Here is a 16,466-nt window from a genome sequence, read left to right on the forward strand (position 1 = left end):
GTCTTTTTTTGAGACCGCACTCTCACAGACATCAGTGAGCAAATGTGGGAGGGGGCTTGCCCCCGATGGCTGAGTGTCAGTTGAAACATCACTTAGCTGACACACCGCCATCGGGAGCAAGCCCCCTCCCACATGTTGATCTTCTTTGGGCTCAGGTCAGTGTTTGCTTATGTTCCATTACTCTAACCGTAACGATCCATCGCTAAGCTTGATTGATGGCTCCCGGATTCACTCCTAAGGTAAGCCTCACGACAGCTAACCTCGTGGAGCGACCATGACAACAACAATAACCCCCGACTCGCGCTGGACGCGGCGGCGCGACGAGAAGCAGCGGCGGCTCGGGCTGGTCAAAAAGTACGCAGACGGCGCGGTGCTGCCCAGTGACAAGATTGTCGAGGCGCTTGAGGCGCTGATCCTCCCCGGCGACCGCGTGGTGCTGGAAGGCAACAACCAGAAGCAAGCCGACTTCCTCTCGCGCTCGCTGGCCAAGGCCGACCCGGCCAAGCTTCACGATTTGCACATGATCATGCCCAGTGTCGGGCGGTCCGAGCACCTGGACCTGTTTGAAAAGGGCATCGCCCGCAAGCTGGATTTCTCCTTCGCCGGCACCCAATCCCTGCGCATCAGCCAGTTGCTGGAAGACGGCCTGCTGGAAATCGGCGCGATCCACACCTACATCGAACTCTATGCACGGCTGGTGGTGGACCTGATCCCCAACGTGGTGCTCTCCGCCGGTTTCATGGCCGACCGCGCCGGCAATATCTACACCGGCGCCAGCACCGAAGACACTCCGGCGCTGATCGAACCCGCCGCGTTCAGCGATGGCATCGTGATCGTGCAGGTCAACCAGTTGGTGGATGACGTCACCGATTTGCCTCGCGTCGACATTCCTGCCAGTTGGGTGGATTTTGTGGTGGTGGCCGACAAGCCGTTCTACATCGAGCCGCTGTTCACCCGCGACCCGCGCCATATCAAACCGGTGCATGTGTTGATGGCGATGATGGCGATCCGTGGCATCTACGAAAAACACAATGTGCAATCGCTCAACCACGGCATCGGTTTCAACACCGCCGCCATCGAATTGATCCTGCCCACCTACGGCGAATCCCTGGGCCTTAAGGGCAAGATCTGCCGCAACTGGACCCTCAACCCGCACCCCACGCTGATCCCCGCCATCGAAAGCGGTTGGGTGGAAAGCGTGCATTGCTTTGGCACCGAACTGGGCATGGAGAACTACATCGCCGCCCGCCCGGATGTGTTCTTCACCGGCCGCGACGGTTCGATGCGCTCCAACCGCATGTTCTGCCAATTGGCCGGCCAGTACGCAGTGGACCTGTTTATCGGCGCCACCCTGCAAGTCGACGGCGACGGCCATTCCAGCACCGTTACCCGTGGCCGCCTCGCCGGTTTCGGAGGGGCGCCGAACATGGGCCACGACCCGCGCGGTCGCCGCCATGGCACCCCGGCGTGGCTGGATATGCGCCACGACGATGCGCCGGTCGCGCTGCTGGAACGCGGCAAAAAGCTCGTGGTGCAGATGGTCGAGACCTTCCAGGAAGGCGGCAAACCCACCTTCGTCGACACCCTCGACGCCGTGGAAGTGGCACGCAAAAGCGGCATGCCCCTGGCGCCGATCATGATTTACGGTGACGACGTCACCCACCTGCTCACCGAAGAAGGCATCGCCTACCTGTACAAGGCGCGCTCCCTGGAAGAACGCCAGGCGATGATCGCCGCCGTCGCCGGGGTGACCGCCATCGGCCTGCGCCACAACCCGAAGGACACCGCACGCATGCGTCGCGAAGGCCTGATCGCCTTGCCCGAAGACTTGGGCATCCGCCGCACCGACGCCACCCGCGAGCTGTTGGCCGCCAAGAGCGTGGCCGACCTGGTGGAGTGGTCCGGTGGCCTGTACAACCCGCCCGCCAAATTCAGGAGCTGGTAAATGCGAGCTCTCAAACTGCATGAACTCAGTCTTGCGGATCGCCTGGCGGATATGGCCGTCGATGCGCTGATCGATGAAGCCGACCTGTCGCCTAAACCCGCCCTGGTGGACCGTCGCGGCAACGGCGCCCACAGTGATTTGCACTTGGGGCTGATGCACGCCTCGGCGCTGTCGTTATGGCCGATGTTCAAGGAAATGGCCGAAGCGGCGATTGAAATCGGTGAGGTCGGCTTGCCTCTGCGCGAAGCCCTCGGTCGTATTGGCCGTGAGGGTGAGCAAGCGATGCTCACCACCACTCAGGGTGTGAATACCCATCGCGGCGCGATCTGGGCGCTCGGCTTGCTCACTGCTGCGGCAGCCTTGGAGCCCCGCGCTATAACGCTGAACGCGGCCAGATTAGCCCTGCTCAACGACCCGCTACGCCCCACAGCCACTGAGCCACGGCGCCCAGGTCGCGCAACGCTACGGCGCGCGCGGTGCCCGTGAAGAAGCGCAGCTTGGCTTCCCCTCGGTGATGCAGCGCGGCCTGCCGCAACTGCACAAAAGTCGCCGCCAAAACGCAGGCGAACAGAACGCACGCCTGGACGCCTTGCTCGCGATCATGACCGACCTGGCCGACACCTGCGTGCTCTATCGCGCCGGCCTGGAAGGCCTGCATGCCATGCAGCGCGGCGCTCAGGCCGTGCTCGATGCTGGCGGCAGCGCTAGCCTCGCCGGGCGCCGCCAACTGCATGAGCTGGACCACCAACTGCTGGCCCTGAATGCCTCCCCCGGTGGCGCCGCCGACCTGTTGGCCGCCTGCCTGTTTATCGACCGCCTCGACGGAGCGTTGTGATGGAAACCTTATCCTTTGAATTCCCCGCCGGGCAGCCGCCAAAAGGCCGTGCGCTGGTGGGTTGCGTCGGCTCGGGCGACCTGGAAGTGCTGCTGGAGCCGGGCACGGCCGGCACGTTGACCATTCAGGTACAGACCTCGGTGAATGGCGCCGAACAACGCTGGCAGCACCTGTTCGAACGCATCTTCCAAGAGCAGACGCCACCCGCCCTGAACATTGATATTCATGATTTCGGCGCCACCCCCGGCGTGGTGCGTTTGCGCCTGGAGCAGGGTTTCGAGGAGATCGGCCATGACTGACTTGCTCGCCAAACACAGCTTCGTGGAACTGGGTGCGCGGCAGCGGGCCAAGGCCTTGTTGGATGTTGGCACCTTTCGCGAACTGATTGACCCGTTCCAGCGGGTCATGTCGCCCTGGCTCAGCCGCCAAGGTGTGGTGCCCCAGGCCGATGACGGGGTGGTGATCGCCAAGGGCAGTATCGGCGACTTGCCTGTGGTGATTGCAGCCATTGAGGGCAACTTCCAGGGCGGCAGCCTCGGTGAAGTGGGCGGCGCGAAAATCGCTGGCGCCCTGGAGTTGGCAGCTGAAGACAACCGCAAGGGCATCCCGACCCGCGCGGTGCTGCTCCTGGAAACCGGCGGCGTACGCTTGCAGGAAGCCAACCTCGGCCTGGCCGCAATTGCCGATATACACGCGGCGATTGTCGACCTGCGCCAGTACCAGCCGGTGATCGGCGTGGTGGCGGGCAGCGTTGGTTGTTTCGGCGGCATGTCCATCGCGGCCGGGCTGTGCAGCTACCTCGTCGTGACCCGCGAAGCGCGCCTGGGCCTCAATGGTCCGCAGGTGATCGAACAGGAAGCCGGGTTGGAAGAATACGACTCCCGCGACCGTCCCTTTATCTGGAGCCTCACGGGTGGCGAGCAACGTTTCAACAGCGGCCTGGCCGACCGTTACGTGGCCGACGATGTGGCGCAGATCCAACAGACGGTCAGCGCGTTGCTGCAGCAAGGCGTGCCCGCCCAACAGCGCAGTCGCCAGGCTGATTATTACCTCACACGCTTGGCCGAGCTGGACGCCGTACCGCAAATCGACCCGGCGACGGTACGCGAGCTGTATCAAGGAGAACGCTCATGAGAGGTTTGCAGTGGTTCAACGCATTGAGCGCCGGCGCTCCACCTGTAGACGGTTTTCCCGCGTCGCTGAGGGTTGCCGACGGTGTATTGGGTGAGCAAAAGGTGCGCTTTGTCGCCGTGGTGACTGACGCGCAAAACCGCTTCCCTCGGGCGCGCAATGGCGAAGTCGGCCTGCTCGAAGGCTGGGGCCTGGCCAAGGCCGTCGATGAAGCCATCGCCCGCGGCGACAAGCGCCCGCTCATCGCCATCGTCGATGTGCCCAGCCAAGCCTACGGCCGTCGCGAAGAAGCCCTCGGCATCCATCAGGCCCTGGCCGCTGCCGCCGACAGCTATGCCCGCGCTCGCCTCGCCGGCCACCCGGTGATTGCGCTGCTGGTGGGCAAGGCCATGTCCGGTGCGTTCCTGGCCCACGGTTACCAAGCCAACCGCCTGATCGCCCTGCGCGATCCTGGTGTGATGGTGCACGCCATGGGCAAGGCCTCGGCTGCGCGGGTGACCCTGCGCAGTGTCGAAGAGCTGGAAGCCCTGGCCGCCAGCGTGCCGCCCATGGCCTATGACATCGACAGCTATGCCAGCCTCGGATTGCTGTGGGAGACCTTGTCGGTGAGCCAGATTGAACAACCGACAGCGGACGATGTGGTGCGGGTCAGTGAATGTCTGGCGAGTGCAATCAAGGACATTGGCACACCCGATTTGAGCGGACGCCTCGGCGCCACTAATCGCACCGCTTCCAGCCACGTGCGCGAGTTGTTGCGGGAGCAATGGTGAACGCGCACGACCTGCTCTGGGGCATGACCCCGGCGCATCTGCCCGTTGACGCACCGGCCTGGGCGGTGGACGCGATCAGCGCCGGTCACCCGGTAGTGGTGCGTCGCGCGCTCGCCGAGCCGGGCCAGGTGGCGGTCGGCGTGCGTGGACGTTTGCGCGAACAGCGTTTTGCCGCCGTGATGCCGATTGCAGCGGTGCGTCGGCGTGTGGTGCCGGAGGCGTTGCGCGCCGTGATCTCGACGCGGGATTTACCTGCGTTGCACGCATTGCAGCAGTTGCGCCCGGTGCTGGCCCAGACAAGCTGGGGCGTCAGCGGCAGTGCGGGTTTTGAGTTGGCGACCGGCATTGAGGCGCTGCATGCTGAGAGTGATCTGGATTTGATCCTGCGCGCGCCTGAGCCGCTGGATCGCAATGACGCGCGGGCTCTTCTGGAACGACTGGATAAGGCGGTGTGCAGCGTAGACCTGCAATTGCAAACCCCGTTCGGCGCCGTCGCGTTGCGCGAGTGGGCCGGGCCATCCCGCCGCGTATTACTCAAAACCACCAGCGGTGCGCACCTTGTAATCGACCCCTGGCAGGTTGTGGCATGAGCAGCCTGCTGGTGTTTCCGGGGCAGGGCGCCCAGCGCACGGGCATGCTCCAGGCGCTGCCTGCCGACATCCTGGCAGAAGCCAGCGATGCCCTGGGCGAAGACGCGCGCCTGCTCGATTCCGCGCAAGCCCTGGCCAGTACCCGCGCCGTGCAGCTGTGCCTGTTGATTGCCGGCGTTGCCCACGCCCGTCTGTTGGATCGCACCCCGGATTACGTGGCGGGCCTGTCCATCGGTGCCTATCCGGCTGCGGTCATCGCTGGTGCGCTGGATTTTCCCGATGCGGTAAAGCTTGTGAGCCTGCGCGGCCAACTGATGCAAAGCGCTTATCCACACGGCTACGGCATGACCGCGATCATCGGCGTGGAGTTATCCACCGTCGAAAACATCCTCGCCGACATCCACAGCCCCGAAACCCCGGTATACCTGGCCAATATCAACGCCGATAACCAGAGCGTGATCGCCGGCAGCGACGAGGCCATGAAGCGTGTTGCCGCGCGCATCAAGGGCAATGGCATCGCCAAGCGCCTGGCCGTCAGTGTGCCGTCCCATTGCGCGCTGCTGGAGCAACCGGCCGAGGCCCTGGCCCAGGCGTTTGTCCCGCTCAAGGCGCCGCGCATCACCTACCTGAGCAGCACCCGCGCGCGGCCGATCCACAACCCCGAACACCTTTGCGACGACCTGGCCTTCAACATGTGCCGCGTTGTCGACTGGCGCGGCACCGTGCAAAGCGCCTATGAGCGCGGCGTGCGCCTGCAAATCGAACTGCCCCCGGGCGCCGTGCTCACCGGCCTGTCACGCCGCGTGTTCGAACAAGGCACGGTGATCGCCTGTGAAGGCGCACGCCTGGATACCTTGCAGGCCCTGCTGGAAGAGGAGGAGCGCCGCCACCGATAAAGCACTACCCAAGGCTGTCGAATCACAAAAACAACAATTTCGATCGAGCACTTCGAGGACAACAACAATGATTATTTACGGTGTGGCATTGCTGGCGATCTGCACGCTTGCAGGTGTGATCATGGGCGACATGCTCGGCGTGTTGCTTGGCGTCAAATCCAACGTGGGCGGGGTGGGCATCGCCATGATCCTGCTGATCTGCGCCCGCCTGTGGATGCAAAAACGCGGCGGCATGACCAAGGAATGCGAGATGGGCGTCGGCTTTTGGGGCGCGATGTATATCCCCGTGGTGGTGGCGATGGCCGCGCAACAAAACGTCGTGACCGCCTTGCACGGCGGCCCGGTCGCGGTGCTGGCGGCCATTGGTTCGGTGGTGGTCTGTGGTTGCACCATTGCCTTGATCAGCCGTACCCACAAGGGCGAGCCTCTGCCCGCCGAAGAGCCGTTGATCGTGCCTGCGGGAGGTCGCTGATATGTGGGATCTCATCGAAAAAGGTTTGGAACATAACGGCCTGATCACCGCGTTTGCCTTTGTTGGCGTGGTGATGTGGATTTCTGTGGTGCTGTCCAAGCGCCTGACGTTCGGGCGTATCCATGGCTCGGCGATTGCCATCGTCATCGGCCTGATCCTGGCCTGGGTCGGCGGCACCATTACCGGCGGGCAAAAAGGCCTGGCGGACCTGGCGCTGTTCTCCGGTATCGGCCTCATGGGCGGCGCGATGCTGCGCGACTTCGCCATCGTTGCCACGGCGTTTGAGGTGCAAGCCACCGAAGCGCGCAAGGCCGGGATGATCGGTGTGATTGCGCTGCTGCTGGGCACGATCCTGCCGTTTATCGTCGGCGCCAGCATGGCCTGGGTGTTTGGCTATCGCGACGCGATCAGCATGACCACCATCGGCGCGGGTGCCGTGACCTACATCGTCGGCCCGGTGACCGGTGCGGCGATTGGCGCGACCTCGGATGTGATGGCGCTGTCCATCGCGACCGGGTTGATCAAGGCGATCCTGGTGATGGTCGGTACACCGGTGGCGGCGCGTTGGATGGGCTTGGATAACCCGCGTTCGGCGATGGTGTTTGGTGGCTTGGCCGGCACCGTGAGCGGCGTGACGGCTGGGCTGGCGGCAACGGACCGACGGTTGGTGCCTTATGGTGCATTGACGGCCACGTTCCACACCGGGCTTGGGTGTTTGCTTGGGCCTTCGCTGCTGTACTTCATTGTGCGTGGGTTGGTTGGCTAGCTTTGGAAGTTGTGTTGTCTGGTTTGGCCTCATGGGGGCAAGCCCCCTCCCACATTTTGAATTGCGAACACATTCAAGTGTGGGAGGGGGCTTGCCCCCGATGGCTATCTCAAGCCTGCCGATTGGCGTACATCCGACACTCCGCCAACAACGCCAGCAAATTTGGGTCACGTTCCTTGGCTTTCAGAAATACCACGCCAATCTGCTGCTGCAACCGATACCTGGCTTGCAGCGGTATCAGCTTCACGCGGTTTTCATACACCGCCGCAATCCGTCCCGGCAACAACGCATAGCCCACGCCTGAGCTGACCATGCTCAACAGCGTGAAGATGTCATTGACCTGCATCGCCACCTTCGGCTCGAACCCCGCTTGCTTGAACACTCGGTTGCCATCCTGGTGGGTGGCGAAGCCTTGGGTGAGGGTGATGAAGGTCGCGTCGCGCACGTCGGCCAGGTCGATTTCGTGATCACGGTCGAAGGGTGAATCCGCTGGAGTGGCGAGGAAGATGTCGTCGGAGAACAGCGCGATCTGCTCGCAGTCGGGGTCGTTGGCCTGTTCATCCAGGGAGATCAGGATCGCGTCCACTTCCATGTTCTTGAGCTTGTAGAGCAGGTCGAAGTTGGAGCCCAGGATCAGGTCGATATTGAGCTCGCTGCGACGAATCTTCAGGCCCATGATCAGTTGCGGCACGGTCTTGACCGTCAGCGAATACAGCGAGCCCAACTTGAAGCGCTCGGCCGAGAAGCCGGCGGCTTCGCGGGTCAGGCGCACGCTGTCGACCACATCGGCCACCAGTTTCTGTGCGCGTTCTTCGAGGACGTAGGCGCTTTCCAGCGGGGTGAGGTTGCGGCCCTCGTGTTTGAACAGCGGGCAGCGCAGTGCATTTTCCAGCGAGTGGATGGCGCGGTGCACGCTGACATTGCTGGTTTGCAGTTCGGCAGCGGCACGGGCCAGGTTGCCGGTGCGCATGAACGCCAGGAAGATTTCCAGCTTTTTGAGGGTGAATTCTTCGTCGATCAGCATGGCCGTGGGCTCTTGTTCGAATGCCGTCGATTGTGCCCGCAAAACCGCGCGGCGTCGCCGGAACGTCATGCGACGCTTGCACTCTTATGCCCAAGGCGGGAGGCTTGCCGCCAGCTGTTAACGGTTACAGGAGGTCGGTGACACATGTACCACGGGGAACGATTCAACGCCTGGAGCCATTTGCTCGGTGCAGTCGCGGCGTGTATTGGCGCTGTGTGGATGTTGGTGGTGGCGAGCCTGGACGGCAGCCCCTGGAAGATCGTCAGCGTGGCGATTTACGGCTTTACGTTGATGGTGCTGTACAGCGCGTCGACCGTGTACCACAGCGTGCAAGGTCGGCGAAAAGAGATCATGCAGAAGGTCGATCACTTTTCGATCTACCTGTTGATCGCCGGCAGCTACACGCCGTTTTGCCTGGTGACCCTGCGCGGCCCGTGGGGCTGGACGCTGTTCGGCATCGTGTGGGGGCTGGCGGTGATTGGCATCCTGCAAGAGATCAAGCCGCGCTCTGAGGCGCGCATCCTGTCCATTGTGATTTATGCGGTGATGGGTTGGATCGTGCTGGTGGCAGTCAAGCCGCTGATCGCCGCGCTGGGGACGGCGGGGTTTACCTGGCTGGCGGCGGGCGGGGTGTTGTACACCGTGGGCATTATCTTTTTTGCCCTGGAGGACCGCCTGCGGCATTCCCATGGGATCTGGCATCTGTTTGTGATCGGCGGCAGCCTGCTGCACTTTGTGGCGATCATGCATTACGTGCTTTGAATGAGAGGGGCGATGTCCTTAGAGGCGTCCCAACAACTCGCATGACCGCTTGCCCAAGATCTCCAGCAGATTGGCCAGCATATGCGGCGGCGGTCCGTCGGCGCGGGTCAGGGCATACAGGGTGATCGGCAGCGGCGGGGTGAGCGTGCGGATGCAAGTGGTGTCCGTCGAGGCGCCCAGCGCGGTGAACGGGTCGATCACCGTTAACCCCGCGCCGGACTCCACCATCGCGCGCGCCAGCGAATAGGTTTGCACCGAGATCGTCACCCGGGGCGCAGGGTCGACATTCTCCAGGTAGCTGTCGAGTTTTGCCGCCAGCGGGTCGGCGCTGGACAGGCCAATCAGCGGCGCGCCCGCCAAGTCGGCCAATGGCAGGGGCTGATGCAGCTCAGTCTCCGGCCAATAGCCTTTGGACGCCAACGCCACCAGCACACCGTTGGCCAACACCTGGGTGGTCAACCCTGGATGGCCGGAGAAGTTGAGCGTCAGTGCCAGATCAATCTCGCGCATCAACAACTTTTGCACCAGTTCGCGGCTGTGGTCGCTGGACAGTTCACAGGCCATGTCCGGATAGTCGCGCTTCCATTCCAGAATCGCCGGCGGCAGCAGCGACAGTGCCAGGGCGGGGGTTGCGCCGATGCGCACACTTTGCCCCGGCGCACGACGCAAGCTCTTGGCCAGACGCCGCACCCCTTGCAGGCTCGCGGTGACTTTCTCCACTTCACTCTCCAGCGCCAGTGCTTCCGGCGTGGGTTGCAACTTGCCGCGTACGCGCAGGAACAATGGGAAGCCCAGTTGCAGCTCTGCGTGCTGCAACACTTTGGTTACTGCCGGCTGCGACACGTGCAGCAATTGCGCGGCGGCGCTGACGGAGCCGGTCTGGCGGATTGCCTGGAAGATTTCGATATGACGCAGGCGCATGGCAAGTCCATAACCTTTGTTTATAGGTGAGCCATCTTTATTCATTGTCGGCGGCCTGTCACCTGCCCCTACGCTTGAGCCTACTTAATCGATGGCGAGGGGGCGGGGATGGCCAGGCAGGTTTGCATCATTGGCGGTGGAGTCATTGGCTTGGCGAGTGCGTATGCGCTGGTGCGTGCCGGCCATGAAGTGACGGTGATCGACGCTCGCGACCGACTGGGCAGCGAAACCAGTTTCGCCAACGGCGGGCAACTGTCCTACCGCTATGTCGCGCCGTTGGCTGATGCCGGAGTGCCGCTGCAAGCGCTTGGCTGGCTGGTGCGCGGTGACTCTCCGTTGAAATTGCGCCCACGCCTCGATCCCCAGCAATGGCGTTGGATGGCGGCGTTTATCGGCGCATGCCGAGGTTCGGTGAATAAGCGTAATGCGGAGCACCTGCTGCGCTTGGCCTCCTTGAGCCAACGCACGTTGCAGCAATGGCGCGAGGATGACCACCTGGACGGTTTCGACTGGCGGCGCAATGGCAAGCTGGTGACTTTCCGCGATAGCCGTTCATTCGCGCATGCGCGCAGCAAGGTCACGGATATTTTGCAGCAGCAGGTATGGTCCGCCGCCGATTGCGCGCGGCTGGAGCCTGCGCTGGCGGGCGATGGGTTTGTCGGCGGCATCTACACGCCGAACGAGGAAGTCGCGGACTGTCACGCGTTCTGCCAACGATTGGCGGCGCGGCTTGAGGCCTCTGGGCGCTGCCGATTTTTGTTGGGGCGCAAGGTGACCGGGATTCGTCACGCGGACGGCGCGGTACAAGCCATCGAATTGGCGGATGAAGTGATGCCGGTCCAGCACCTGGTATTGGCCGCGGGGTATCGCAGCGCCGAGTTGGGGTTGCCGGGGCTTTCGCTGCCGCTGTATCCGCTGAAGGGCTACAGCCTGAGCGTGCCGATTGGCCCGCAGCACCAGGCGCCGAATGTGAGCATCACCGACTACGACCGCAAGATCGTCTACGCGCGCATCGGCGAACAACTGCGGGTGGCGGCGATGGTGGATATCGTCGGTTTCGACGCGGGCCTGGAGCCCAAGCGTTTGGCCCTGATCAAGCGCCAGGCGGTCGAGACGTTCCCTCTGGGCGGCGACTATGCCCGTGCGGTCGAGTGGGCCGGCATGCGCCCGGCCACGCCTACCGGTGTGCCGCTGATTGGCGCCAGCGTTTATCGCAACCTGTGGCTGAACCTGGGCCACGGCGCCCTGGGGTTTACCCTGGCATGCGGCAGCGGCCAACTGTTGGCCGAGCTGATCGGTCGGCACGCCCTTTCCATTGATATGCAGGGCCTGACGCCCCGCGCCGCTTGAGGATGTAACCATGACCATCAATCGAATCAGCAGCAACGAGCGTCTTTCTGGTGCCGTGACTTTCAAGGACTTGGTGTTCTTGTCGGGTCAGGTACCGGGTGACGGTCAGGATGTCGCGACACAAACCCGCGAAGTGCTGGCCAAAATCGACGGGTTACTGGCCCAGGCGGGCAGCGACAAGGACCATCTGCTCAATGCGACCATTTACCTCAAAGACATCGGCACCGGTTTTGCGCCAATGAACGAGGTGTGGTCGGCGTGGCTGTCGCCGGGGATGGCGCCCACGCGAACCACCCTGCAGGCGGAGCTGGCGCGACCGAGTGTGTTGGTGGAAATCAGTGTCATCGCTGTACGTAAATAACCAACGGAGTAGAACAATGAAAAAAATCCTGTTGACCGGTTGTACCGTGGGGCTGTTGTTTGGGGCTCAGGTTCAGGCAAATGAACCGGCGCTGAACGGCACGTTGAGCAAGATCGCCAACGCCAAGTCCATCACCCTGGGCTATCGCGATGCGTCGGTGCCGTTTTCCTATGTGGGGGATCACAGCGGCAAACCCATGGGTTATTCGGTGGACCTGTCGAGCAAGATTGTCGAGCGCATCCAGCAGAAAACCGGAGTGGCCGACCTCAAGGTGAAGTACAACCTCGTGACGTCCCAGACGCGAATTCCGCTGGTGCAGAACGGCACCGTTGACTTGGAATGCGGTTCCACCGGAGTGACCGCCGAGCGCCAGAAGCAGGTGGCATTTTCCTATGGGTTTATTTATGTGAAAGGCCAGTTGCTGACGGCTAAAGACAGCGGCATCAAAGGCTTCACCGACCTTGCCGGCAAGAACGTGGTGACCACCGCCGGCACCACCAACGAACGTTTTCTCAAGAGCTACAACGCCGAGCACAAAACCAATATGTTCGTGATCAGCGCAAAGGATCATGGCGAAGCGTTCAAGATGCTGGAGACGGGCCGCGCCGTGGCGTTTTATATGGACGACGCGCTCCTCTACGGCGAACGCGCCAAAGCCAAGGACCCGCACAAATGGGTGGTGGTGGGCGAGGAGCAGTCGCGGGAGATCTACAGCTGCATGGTGCGCAAGGACGATCCGCAGTTTCTTGCGGTGGTCAACGAGACCCTCGGCGACCTGTACCGCTCGGGGGAGATCAACGGGATTTACCAGCGCTGGTTTGAACAGCCGATTCCGCCCAAGGGCTTGAACCTGGAATTCCCGATGACCAGCGAGTTGAAGGCGATTATTGCCAAGCCGGTGAGTGATCCGGTGGAGTAAGAAGGGGTAACTCAATCGTAATGTGGGAGGGAGCAAGTCCCTCCCACATTACGGTCGTTTTTGCAGCTGTGGGCTAGAAGTCGCCCCAGAGTTGTTGGGCGACGGCCAGCGCTACCACTGGCGCGGTCTCGGTACGTAGCACCCGTGGGCCGAGACGGGCGGCATGGAAGCCGGCGGCTTGGGCGGTGTCGACTTCATTGTCCGTCAACCCGCCTTCCGGCCCGATCAGAAACGCCAGGCTCGCAGGCTTGGCATGGCTGACCATCGGCTCTGCCACCGGGTGTAGCACCAGCTTCAGATCCGCCTCGACCTGCTTCAGCCAGTCCGCCAGCAACAGCGGTGGGTGAATCACCGGCACCGTCGAACGCCCGCATTGCTCGCACGCACTGATCGCCACCTGGCGCCAGTGCAGCAGGCGTTTGTCAGCGCGTTCGTCCTTGAGTCGCACTTCGCAGCGGTCGCTGAAAATCGGGGTGATTTCGTTGACCCCCAGTTCAGTGGCTTTCTGGATTGCCCAATCCATGCGCTCGCCCCGGGACAGGCCCTGGCCAAGGTGGATGTGCAGCGGCGATTCGGTCTGGCCCGTGAAGCTTTCGGTGAGTTGTACGGTGACGCGTTTTTTCCCGACCTCCAGCAATGTGCCGCGAAACTCCAGGCCGGAGCCGTCGAACAATTGCACGGCGTCGCCCTCGACCATGCGTAGCACGCGGCTGATGTAATGCGCCTGGGCTTCTGGCAGTTCATGGTCACCGAGGCTCAGCGGGGTGTCGGTGAAAAAGCGGGACAGTCTCATGTCTGTTCTCTGAAGAATTTAGGTAGGAACCATCAGCCCGGGTCGCGAAAGCCTGGGTGGAAGTCTTTTGGCACGGCGACGCTGACCTTGCTATTGGTCGCGATATCGATGCCTTCGCTGGCAACGGTGGCGAGGAAGTCGATCTGCTCCGGCGTAATCACATACGGCGGCAGGAAATACACCACGCTGCCCAATGGCCGCAGCAGCGCACCACGTTCCAGGGCATGCTCGAACACCTTCAAACCACGGCGCTCCTGCCACGGATAGGCGGTTTTGGTGGCCTTGTCCTGGACCATTTCGATGGCCAATACCATGCCGGTCTGGCGCACTTCCGACACATGGGGATGATCGACCAGGTGGGCAGTGGCGGTTGCCATACGCTGGGCCAGGGCCTTGTTGTTTTCGATGACGTTGTCTTCTTCGAATATATCCAGGGTCGCCAGGGCCGCCGCGCACGCCAGCGGGTTGCCGGTGTAGCTGTGGGAGTGCAGGAACGCGCGCAGGGTCGGGTAGTCGTCGTAGAAGGCGTCGTAGACATCATCTGTGGTGACCACCGCCGCCAACGGCAGGTAACCGCCGGTGAGGGCCTTGGACAAGCACAGGAAGTCCGGACGGATGCCGGCCTGTTCACAGGCGAACATCGTGCCGGTACGGCCGAAGCCCACGGCGATTTCGTCGTGGATCAGGTGCACGCCGTAGCGGTCGCAGGCTTCGCGCAGCAGCTTCAGATACACCGGGTGGTACATGCGCATGCCGCCTGCGCCCTGGATCAGTGGCTCGACGATCACGGCGGCGACGGTGTCATGGTTGTCGGCCAGGGTCTGTTCCATGGCCAGGAACATAGTGCGCGAGTGTTCTTCCCAGCTCATGCCCACGGGGCGCAGGTAGCAGTCCGGGCTTGGCACCTTAATGGTGTCGAGCAGCAGCGCCTTGTAGGTTTCGGTAAACAGCGGCACGTCGCCCACCGACATCGCAGCGATGGTTTCGCCGTGGTAACTGTTGGTCAGGGTGACGAAGCGCTTTTTGTTCGGCAAACCGCGGTTGAGCCAATAGTGGAAGCTCATCTTCAGCGCGACTTCGATGCACGACGAACCGTTATCGGCATAGAAGCAGCGGGTCAGGCCTTCGGGGGTCATCGCGACCAGGCGTTCGGACAGTTCGATCACCGGCTGGTGGCTGAAGCCGGCGAGGATCACGTGTTCCAGTTGGTCGACCTGGTCCTTGATGCGTTGGTTGATGCGTGGGTTGGCGTGGCCGAACACGTTGACCCACCAGGAGCTGACAGCGTCGAGGTAGCGCTTGCCTTCGAAGTCTTCCAGCCAGACGCCTTCCCCGCGCTTGATCGGGATCAGCGGCAGCTGCTGGTGGTCTTTCATCTGGGTGCAGGGATGCCACAGCACGGCGAGGTCGCGTTGCATCCACTGGTTGTTCAAGCCCATCGGTGATCTCCTCGAAGCGGTCCTGCGAACGGCGCAGGCGAAACAATCGCGCAAGCCTATGCAATGGAGGCCTGGGTCACAAGCCATTGTGGGGAATTCGGAGTAAACGCGGGACGGACTGTCACGTTTGTTAGGGATAGTCCTTAATCCTTGGTTAACTTATTGTGCATACGCTCTAGATCGTATTTCTCGATATTTCAAAGCAAAATTTTCCGCTTTAATTCGATAGGTAAATCGCTAGTCTTGGGCGCAGCTCTTACGGGATTAAGTACATGCAGCTACGTAACTCACCGGCCCGTTATGGCTGGGTCAGTATGATTTTGCACTGGGGTGTGGCCCTGGTTGTGTTCGGTCTGTTCGCCCTGGGTTTGTGGATGGTTGGGCTCGACTACTACAGCGCCTGGCGCAAAGACGCGCCGGACCTGCACAAGAGCATTGGCATCACGCTGTTCGCCATCATGCTGGTGCGTATCGTCTGGCGCCTGATCAGCCCGCCACCACCGCCGTTGGCCAGTTACAGCCGCTTGACCCGCATCGGTGCCGCGTTCGGCCACGCGTTCCTTTATCTCGGGCTGTTTGCCGTGATGATTGCCGGATACCTGATTTCCACCGCCGATGGTGTCGGTATCCCGGTGTTTGGCCTGTTTGAAATTCCTGCCGTGGTTTCCGGTCTACCGGACCAGGCAGACAACGCGGGCTTGGTGCATCTGTACCTGGCCTGGGTGCTCGTGGTTTTCGCCGGCTTGCACGGCGTGGCTGCGTTGAAACACCACTTTATCGATCGTGATGCGACCCTCACGCGAATGCTGGGGCGCAAAGCCTGATGTTCAACCTCGACTCACAAGGAATATAAAGCATGTTGAAGAAGACCCTCGCCGCTCTGGCAATCGGTACAGCGCTGCTGTCTGCAGGTCAGGTGATGGCCGCTGACTACAAAATCGACAAGGAAGGCCAACACGCCTTCATCGACTGGAAAATCAGCCACCTGGGCTACAGCTTCATCCACGGTACCTTCAAGGACTGGGATGGTACGTTCAGCTGGGATTCCGCCAAGCCTGAAGCCAGCAAAATCGCCGTCGACGTGAAAACCGCCAGCCTGTGGTCCAACCACGCTGAGCGTGACAAGCACATCGGCAGCAAGGACTTCCTGGACGTTGCCAAGTTTGCTGACGCCAAGTTCGTATCTACCGCTGTTAAATCCACCGGCGAAAAAACCGCTGACGTGACCGGCGACCTGACGTTCCACGGCGTGACCAAGCCTGTGACCTTCAAGGCTACCTTCAACGGTGAAGGCAAGGATCCATGGGGCGGCGAGCGTGCGGGCTTCAACGCCACCACTACGCTGGACCTGAACGACTTTGGCATCAAAGGCCCAGGCCCGTCTTCGCAGACTGTTAACCTGGACATCTCGCTGGAAGGTGTTAAGCAGAAGTAATTTCTGTCCACAGCAGGGCTCATTCTTTTTTGTTGAGTCCAAAAAAATGCCCCGTCT

Annotated in this window: 18 protein-coding genes and 1 pseudogene; 15 read left to right on the forward strand and 4 right to left on the reverse strand. The window is 61.9% G+C overall.

Annotated features, from left to right (window positions below; translation table 11 throughout):
- Window positions 1-274 precede the first annotated feature (274 nt).
- From mdcA to madM, 9 genes and pseudogenes are all read left to right on the forward strand, one after another.
- Window positions 275-1,945, forward strand: a complete 1,671-nt coding sequence (mdcA, locus tag ACVWXD_RS27020) for a malonate decarboxylase subunit alpha (protein WP_095185123.1) — start codon at window positions 275-277, stop codon at window positions 1,943-1,945.
- Window positions 1,946-2,780, forward strand: a pseudogene (locus tag ACVWXD_RS27025) (triphosphoribosyl-dephospho-CoA synthase).
- Entirely contained in the window at window positions 2,780-3,079 is a 300-nt protein-coding gene (locus tag ACVWXD_RS27030; RefSeq protein ID WP_032884109.1) for a malonate decarboxylase subunit delta, read from the forward strand. Before ACVWXD_RS27025 ends, ACVWXD_RS27030 begins: the two are co-directional and overlap by 1 nt.
- Window positions 3,072-3,914 carry a biotin-independent malonate decarboxylase subunit beta gene (locus ACVWXD_RS27035; RefSeq protein ID WP_457371525.1) on the forward strand — a complete coding sequence of 281 codons (843 nt, stop codon included), beginning with the start codon at window positions 3,072-3,074 and terminating at the stop codon, window positions 3,912-3,914. Before ACVWXD_RS27030 ends, ACVWXD_RS27035 begins: the two co-directional genes overlap by 8 nt.
- The gene (mdcE, locus tag ACVWXD_RS27040; RefSeq protein WP_181642956.1) at window positions 3,911-4,681 is read left to right on the forward strand and encodes a biotin-independent malonate decarboxylase subunit gamma; all 771 of its coding nucleotides are present in this window, start codon (window positions 3,911-3,913) and stop codon (window positions 4,679-4,681) included. Before ACVWXD_RS27035 ends, mdcE begins: the two co-directional genes overlap by 4 nt.
- Entirely contained in the window at window positions 4,675-5,271 is a 597-nt protein-coding gene (locus tag ACVWXD_RS27045; protein ID WP_260367831.1) for a malonate decarboxylase holo-ACP synthase, read from the forward strand. Before mdcE ends, ACVWXD_RS27045 begins: the two co-directional genes overlap by 7 nt.
- The gene (gene mdcH / locus ACVWXD_RS27050; protein WP_442117677.1) at window positions 5,268-6,167 is read left to right on the forward strand and encodes a malonate decarboxylase subunit epsilon; all 900 of its coding nucleotides are present in this window, start codon (window positions 5,268-5,270) and stop codon (window positions 6,165-6,167) included. Before ACVWXD_RS27045 ends, mdcH begins: the two co-directional genes overlap by 4 nt.
- A 67-nt stretch (window positions 6,168-6,234) precedes the next feature.
- Window positions 6,235-6,639, forward strand: a complete 405-nt coding sequence (madL, locus tag ACVWXD_RS27055; RefSeq protein ID WP_027606068.1) for a malonate transporter subunit MadL — start codon at window positions 6,235-6,237, stop codon at window positions 6,637-6,639.
- Window position 6,640: 1 nt separating this feature from the next.
- Window positions 6,641-7,405: a malonate transporter subunit MadM gene (gene madM / locus ACVWXD_RS27060; protein WP_032884101.1), complete on the forward strand. Its 765-nt coding sequence runs from the start codon at window positions 6,641-6,643 to the stop codon at window positions 7,403-7,405.
- A gap of 109 nt (window positions 7,406-7,514) precedes the next feature.
- On the opposite strand, the gene ACVWXD_RS27065 is transcribed toward madM, so the two are convergent.
- On the reverse strand, window positions 7,515-8,429 hold the full coding sequence (locus ACVWXD_RS27065; protein ID WP_032884099.1) for a LysR family transcriptional regulator: 915 nt from the start codon (window positions 8,427-8,429) through the stop codon (window positions 7,515-7,517).
- A gap of 144 nt (window positions 8,430-8,573) precedes the next feature.
- On the opposite strand from ACVWXD_RS27065, the gene trhA reads away from it, so the two are divergent.
- Window positions 8,574-9,191, forward strand: coding sequence for a PAQR family membrane homeostasis protein TrhA (trhA, locus tag ACVWXD_RS27070; protein WP_032884097.1), 618 nt, complete (start codon window positions 8,574-8,576; stop codon window positions 9,189-9,191).
- An 18-nt stretch (window positions 9,192-9,209) separates the two neighbouring features.
- Here the strand turns inward: trhA and ACVWXD_RS27075 are convergent, their stop codons facing one another.
- On the reverse strand, window positions 9,210-10,112 hold the full coding sequence (locus ACVWXD_RS27075; RefSeq protein ID WP_032884095.1) for a LysR family transcriptional regulator: 903 nt from the start codon (window positions 10,110-10,112) through the stop codon (window positions 9,210-9,212).
- A 108-nt stretch (window positions 10,113-10,220) separates the two neighbouring features.
- Here ACVWXD_RS27075 and ACVWXD_RS27080 point away from each other — a divergent pair, with 108 nt between their 5' ends.
- Genes ACVWXD_RS27080 through ACVWXD_RS27090 form a run of 3 tightly spaced genes read left to right on the forward strand, consistent with a single transcriptional unit; the run spans window position 10,221 to window position 12,742 of the window.
- Window positions 10,221-11,462: a D-amino acid dehydrogenase gene (locus ACVWXD_RS27080; protein ID WP_095185116.1), complete on the forward strand. Its 1,242-nt coding sequence runs from the start codon at window positions 10,221-10,223 to the stop codon at window positions 11,460-11,462.
- A 10-nt stretch (window positions 11,463-11,472) separates the two neighbouring features.
- Window positions 11,473-11,823, forward strand: coding sequence for a RidA family protein (locus ACVWXD_RS27085; protein WP_032884091.1), 351 nt, complete (start codon window positions 11,473-11,475; stop codon window positions 11,821-11,823).
- 16 nt (window positions 11,824-11,839) lie between these two features.
- Window positions 11,840-12,742: a transporter substrate-binding domain-containing protein gene (locus tag ACVWXD_RS27090; protein ID WP_095185115.1), complete on the forward strand. Its 903-nt coding sequence runs from the start codon at window positions 11,840-11,842 to the stop codon at window positions 12,740-12,742.
- 73 nt (window positions 12,743-12,815) lie between these two features.
- Here the strand turns inward: ACVWXD_RS27090 and ACVWXD_RS27095 are convergent, their stop codons facing one another.
- Both ACVWXD_RS27095 and ACVWXD_RS27100 read right to left on the reverse strand, forming a co-directional pair.
- A complete protein-coding gene (locus ACVWXD_RS27095) occupies window positions 12,816-13,535 on the reverse strand; it encodes a 16S rRNA (uracil(1498)-N(3))-methyltransferase (RefSeq protein ID WP_032884087.1) in 720 nt (239 codons plus the stop codon).
- A 32-nt stretch (window positions 13,536-13,567) separates the two neighbouring features.
- Window positions 13,568-14,974, reverse strand: a complete 1,407-nt coding sequence (locus ACVWXD_RS27100) for an adenosylmethionine--8-amino-7-oxononanoate transaminase (RefSeq protein ID WP_457371526.1) — start codon at window positions 14,972-14,974, stop codon at window positions 13,568-13,570.
- Window positions 14,975-15,246: 272 nt separating this feature from the next.
- On the opposite strand from ACVWXD_RS27100, the gene ACVWXD_RS27105 reads away from it, so the two are divergent.
- Window positions 15,247-15,798, forward strand: coding sequence for a cytochrome b (locus ACVWXD_RS27105; protein ID WP_032884081.1), 552 nt, complete (start codon window positions 15,247-15,249; stop codon window positions 15,796-15,798).
- 32 nt (window positions 15,799-15,830) lie between these two features.
- Complete coding sequence (locus tag ACVWXD_RS27110) at window positions 15,831-16,409, forward strand: YceI family protein (RefSeq protein WP_095185113.1); 579 nt, start codon at window positions 15,831-15,833, stop codon at window positions 16,407-16,409.
- Window positions 16,410-16,466 lie beyond the last annotated feature (57 nt).

It is taken from the genome of Pseudomonas sp. TE3911 (genome assembly GCF_054062775.1).

Bases quoted from the DNA above. Each gene is read 5' to 3' on its own strand.
- madL (WP_027606068.1), top strand. From the start codon at position 6,235: ATGATTATTTACGGTGTGGCATTGCTGGCGATCTGCACGCTTGCAGGT.
- ACVWXD_RS27065 (WP_032884099.1), bottom strand. From the start codon at position 8,429: ATGCTGATCGACGAAGAATTCACCCTCAAAAAGCTGGAAATCTTCCTG.
- ACVWXD_RS27100 (WP_457371526.1), bottom strand. From the start codon at position 14,974: ATGGGCTTGAACAACCAGTGGATGCAACGCGACCTCGCCGTGCTGTGG.
- ACVWXD_RS27030 (WP_032884109.1), top strand. From the start codon at position 2,780: ATGGAAACCTTATCCTTTGAATTCCCCGCCGGGCAGCCGCCAAAAGGC.
- mdcE (WP_181642956.1), top strand. From the start codon at position 3,911: ATGAGAGGTTTGCAGTGGTTCAACGCATTGAGCGCCGGCGCTCCACCT.
- ACVWXD_RS27085 (WP_032884091.1), top strand. From the start codon at position 11,473: ATGACCATCAATCGAATCAGCAGCAACGAGCGTCTTTCTGGTGCCGTG.
- ACVWXD_RS27105 (WP_032884081.1), top strand. From the start codon at position 15,247: ATGCAGCTACGTAACTCACCGGCCCGTTATGGCTGGGTCAGTATGATT.
- ACVWXD_RS27080 (WP_095185116.1), top strand. From the start codon at position 10,221: ATGGCCAGGCAGGTTTGCATCATTGGCGGTGGAGTCATTGGCTTGGCG.
- ACVWXD_RS27075 (WP_032884095.1), bottom strand. From the start codon at position 10,112: ATGCGCCTGCGTCATATCGAAATCTTCCAGGCAATCCGCCAGACCGGC.
- ACVWXD_RS27035 (WP_457371525.1), top strand. From the start codon at position 3,072: ATGACTGACTTGCTCGCCAAACACAGCTTCGTGGAACTGGGTGCGCGG.
- mdcA (WP_095185123.1), top strand. From the start codon at position 275: ATGACAACAACAATAACCCCCGACTCGCGCTGGACGCGGCGGCGCGAC.
- ACVWXD_RS27045 (WP_260367831.1), top strand. From the start codon at position 4,675: ATGGTGAACGCGCACGACCTGCTCTGGGGCATGACCCCGGCGCATCTG.
- ACVWXD_RS27090 (WP_095185115.1), top strand. From the start codon at position 11,840: ATGAAAAAAATCCTGTTGACCGGTTGTACCGTGGGGCTGTTGTTTGGG.
- mdcH (WP_442117677.1), top strand. From the start codon at position 5,268: ATGAGCAGCCTGCTGGTGTTTCCGGGGCAGGGCGCCCAGCGCACGGGC.
- trhA (WP_032884097.1), top strand. From the start codon at position 8,574: ATGTACCACGGGGAACGATTCAACGCCTGGAGCCATTTGCTCGGTGCA.
- ACVWXD_RS27110 (WP_095185113.1), top strand. From the start codon at position 15,831: ATGTTGAAGAAGACCCTCGCCGCTCTGGCAATCGGTACAGCGCTGCTG.
- ACVWXD_RS27095 (WP_032884087.1), bottom strand. From the start codon at position 13,535: ATGAGACTGTCCCGCTTTTTCACCGACACCCCGCTGAGCCTCGGTGAC.
- madM (WP_032884101.1), top strand. From the start codon at position 6,641: ATGTGGGATCTCATCGAAAAAGGTTTGGAACATAACGGCCTGATCACC.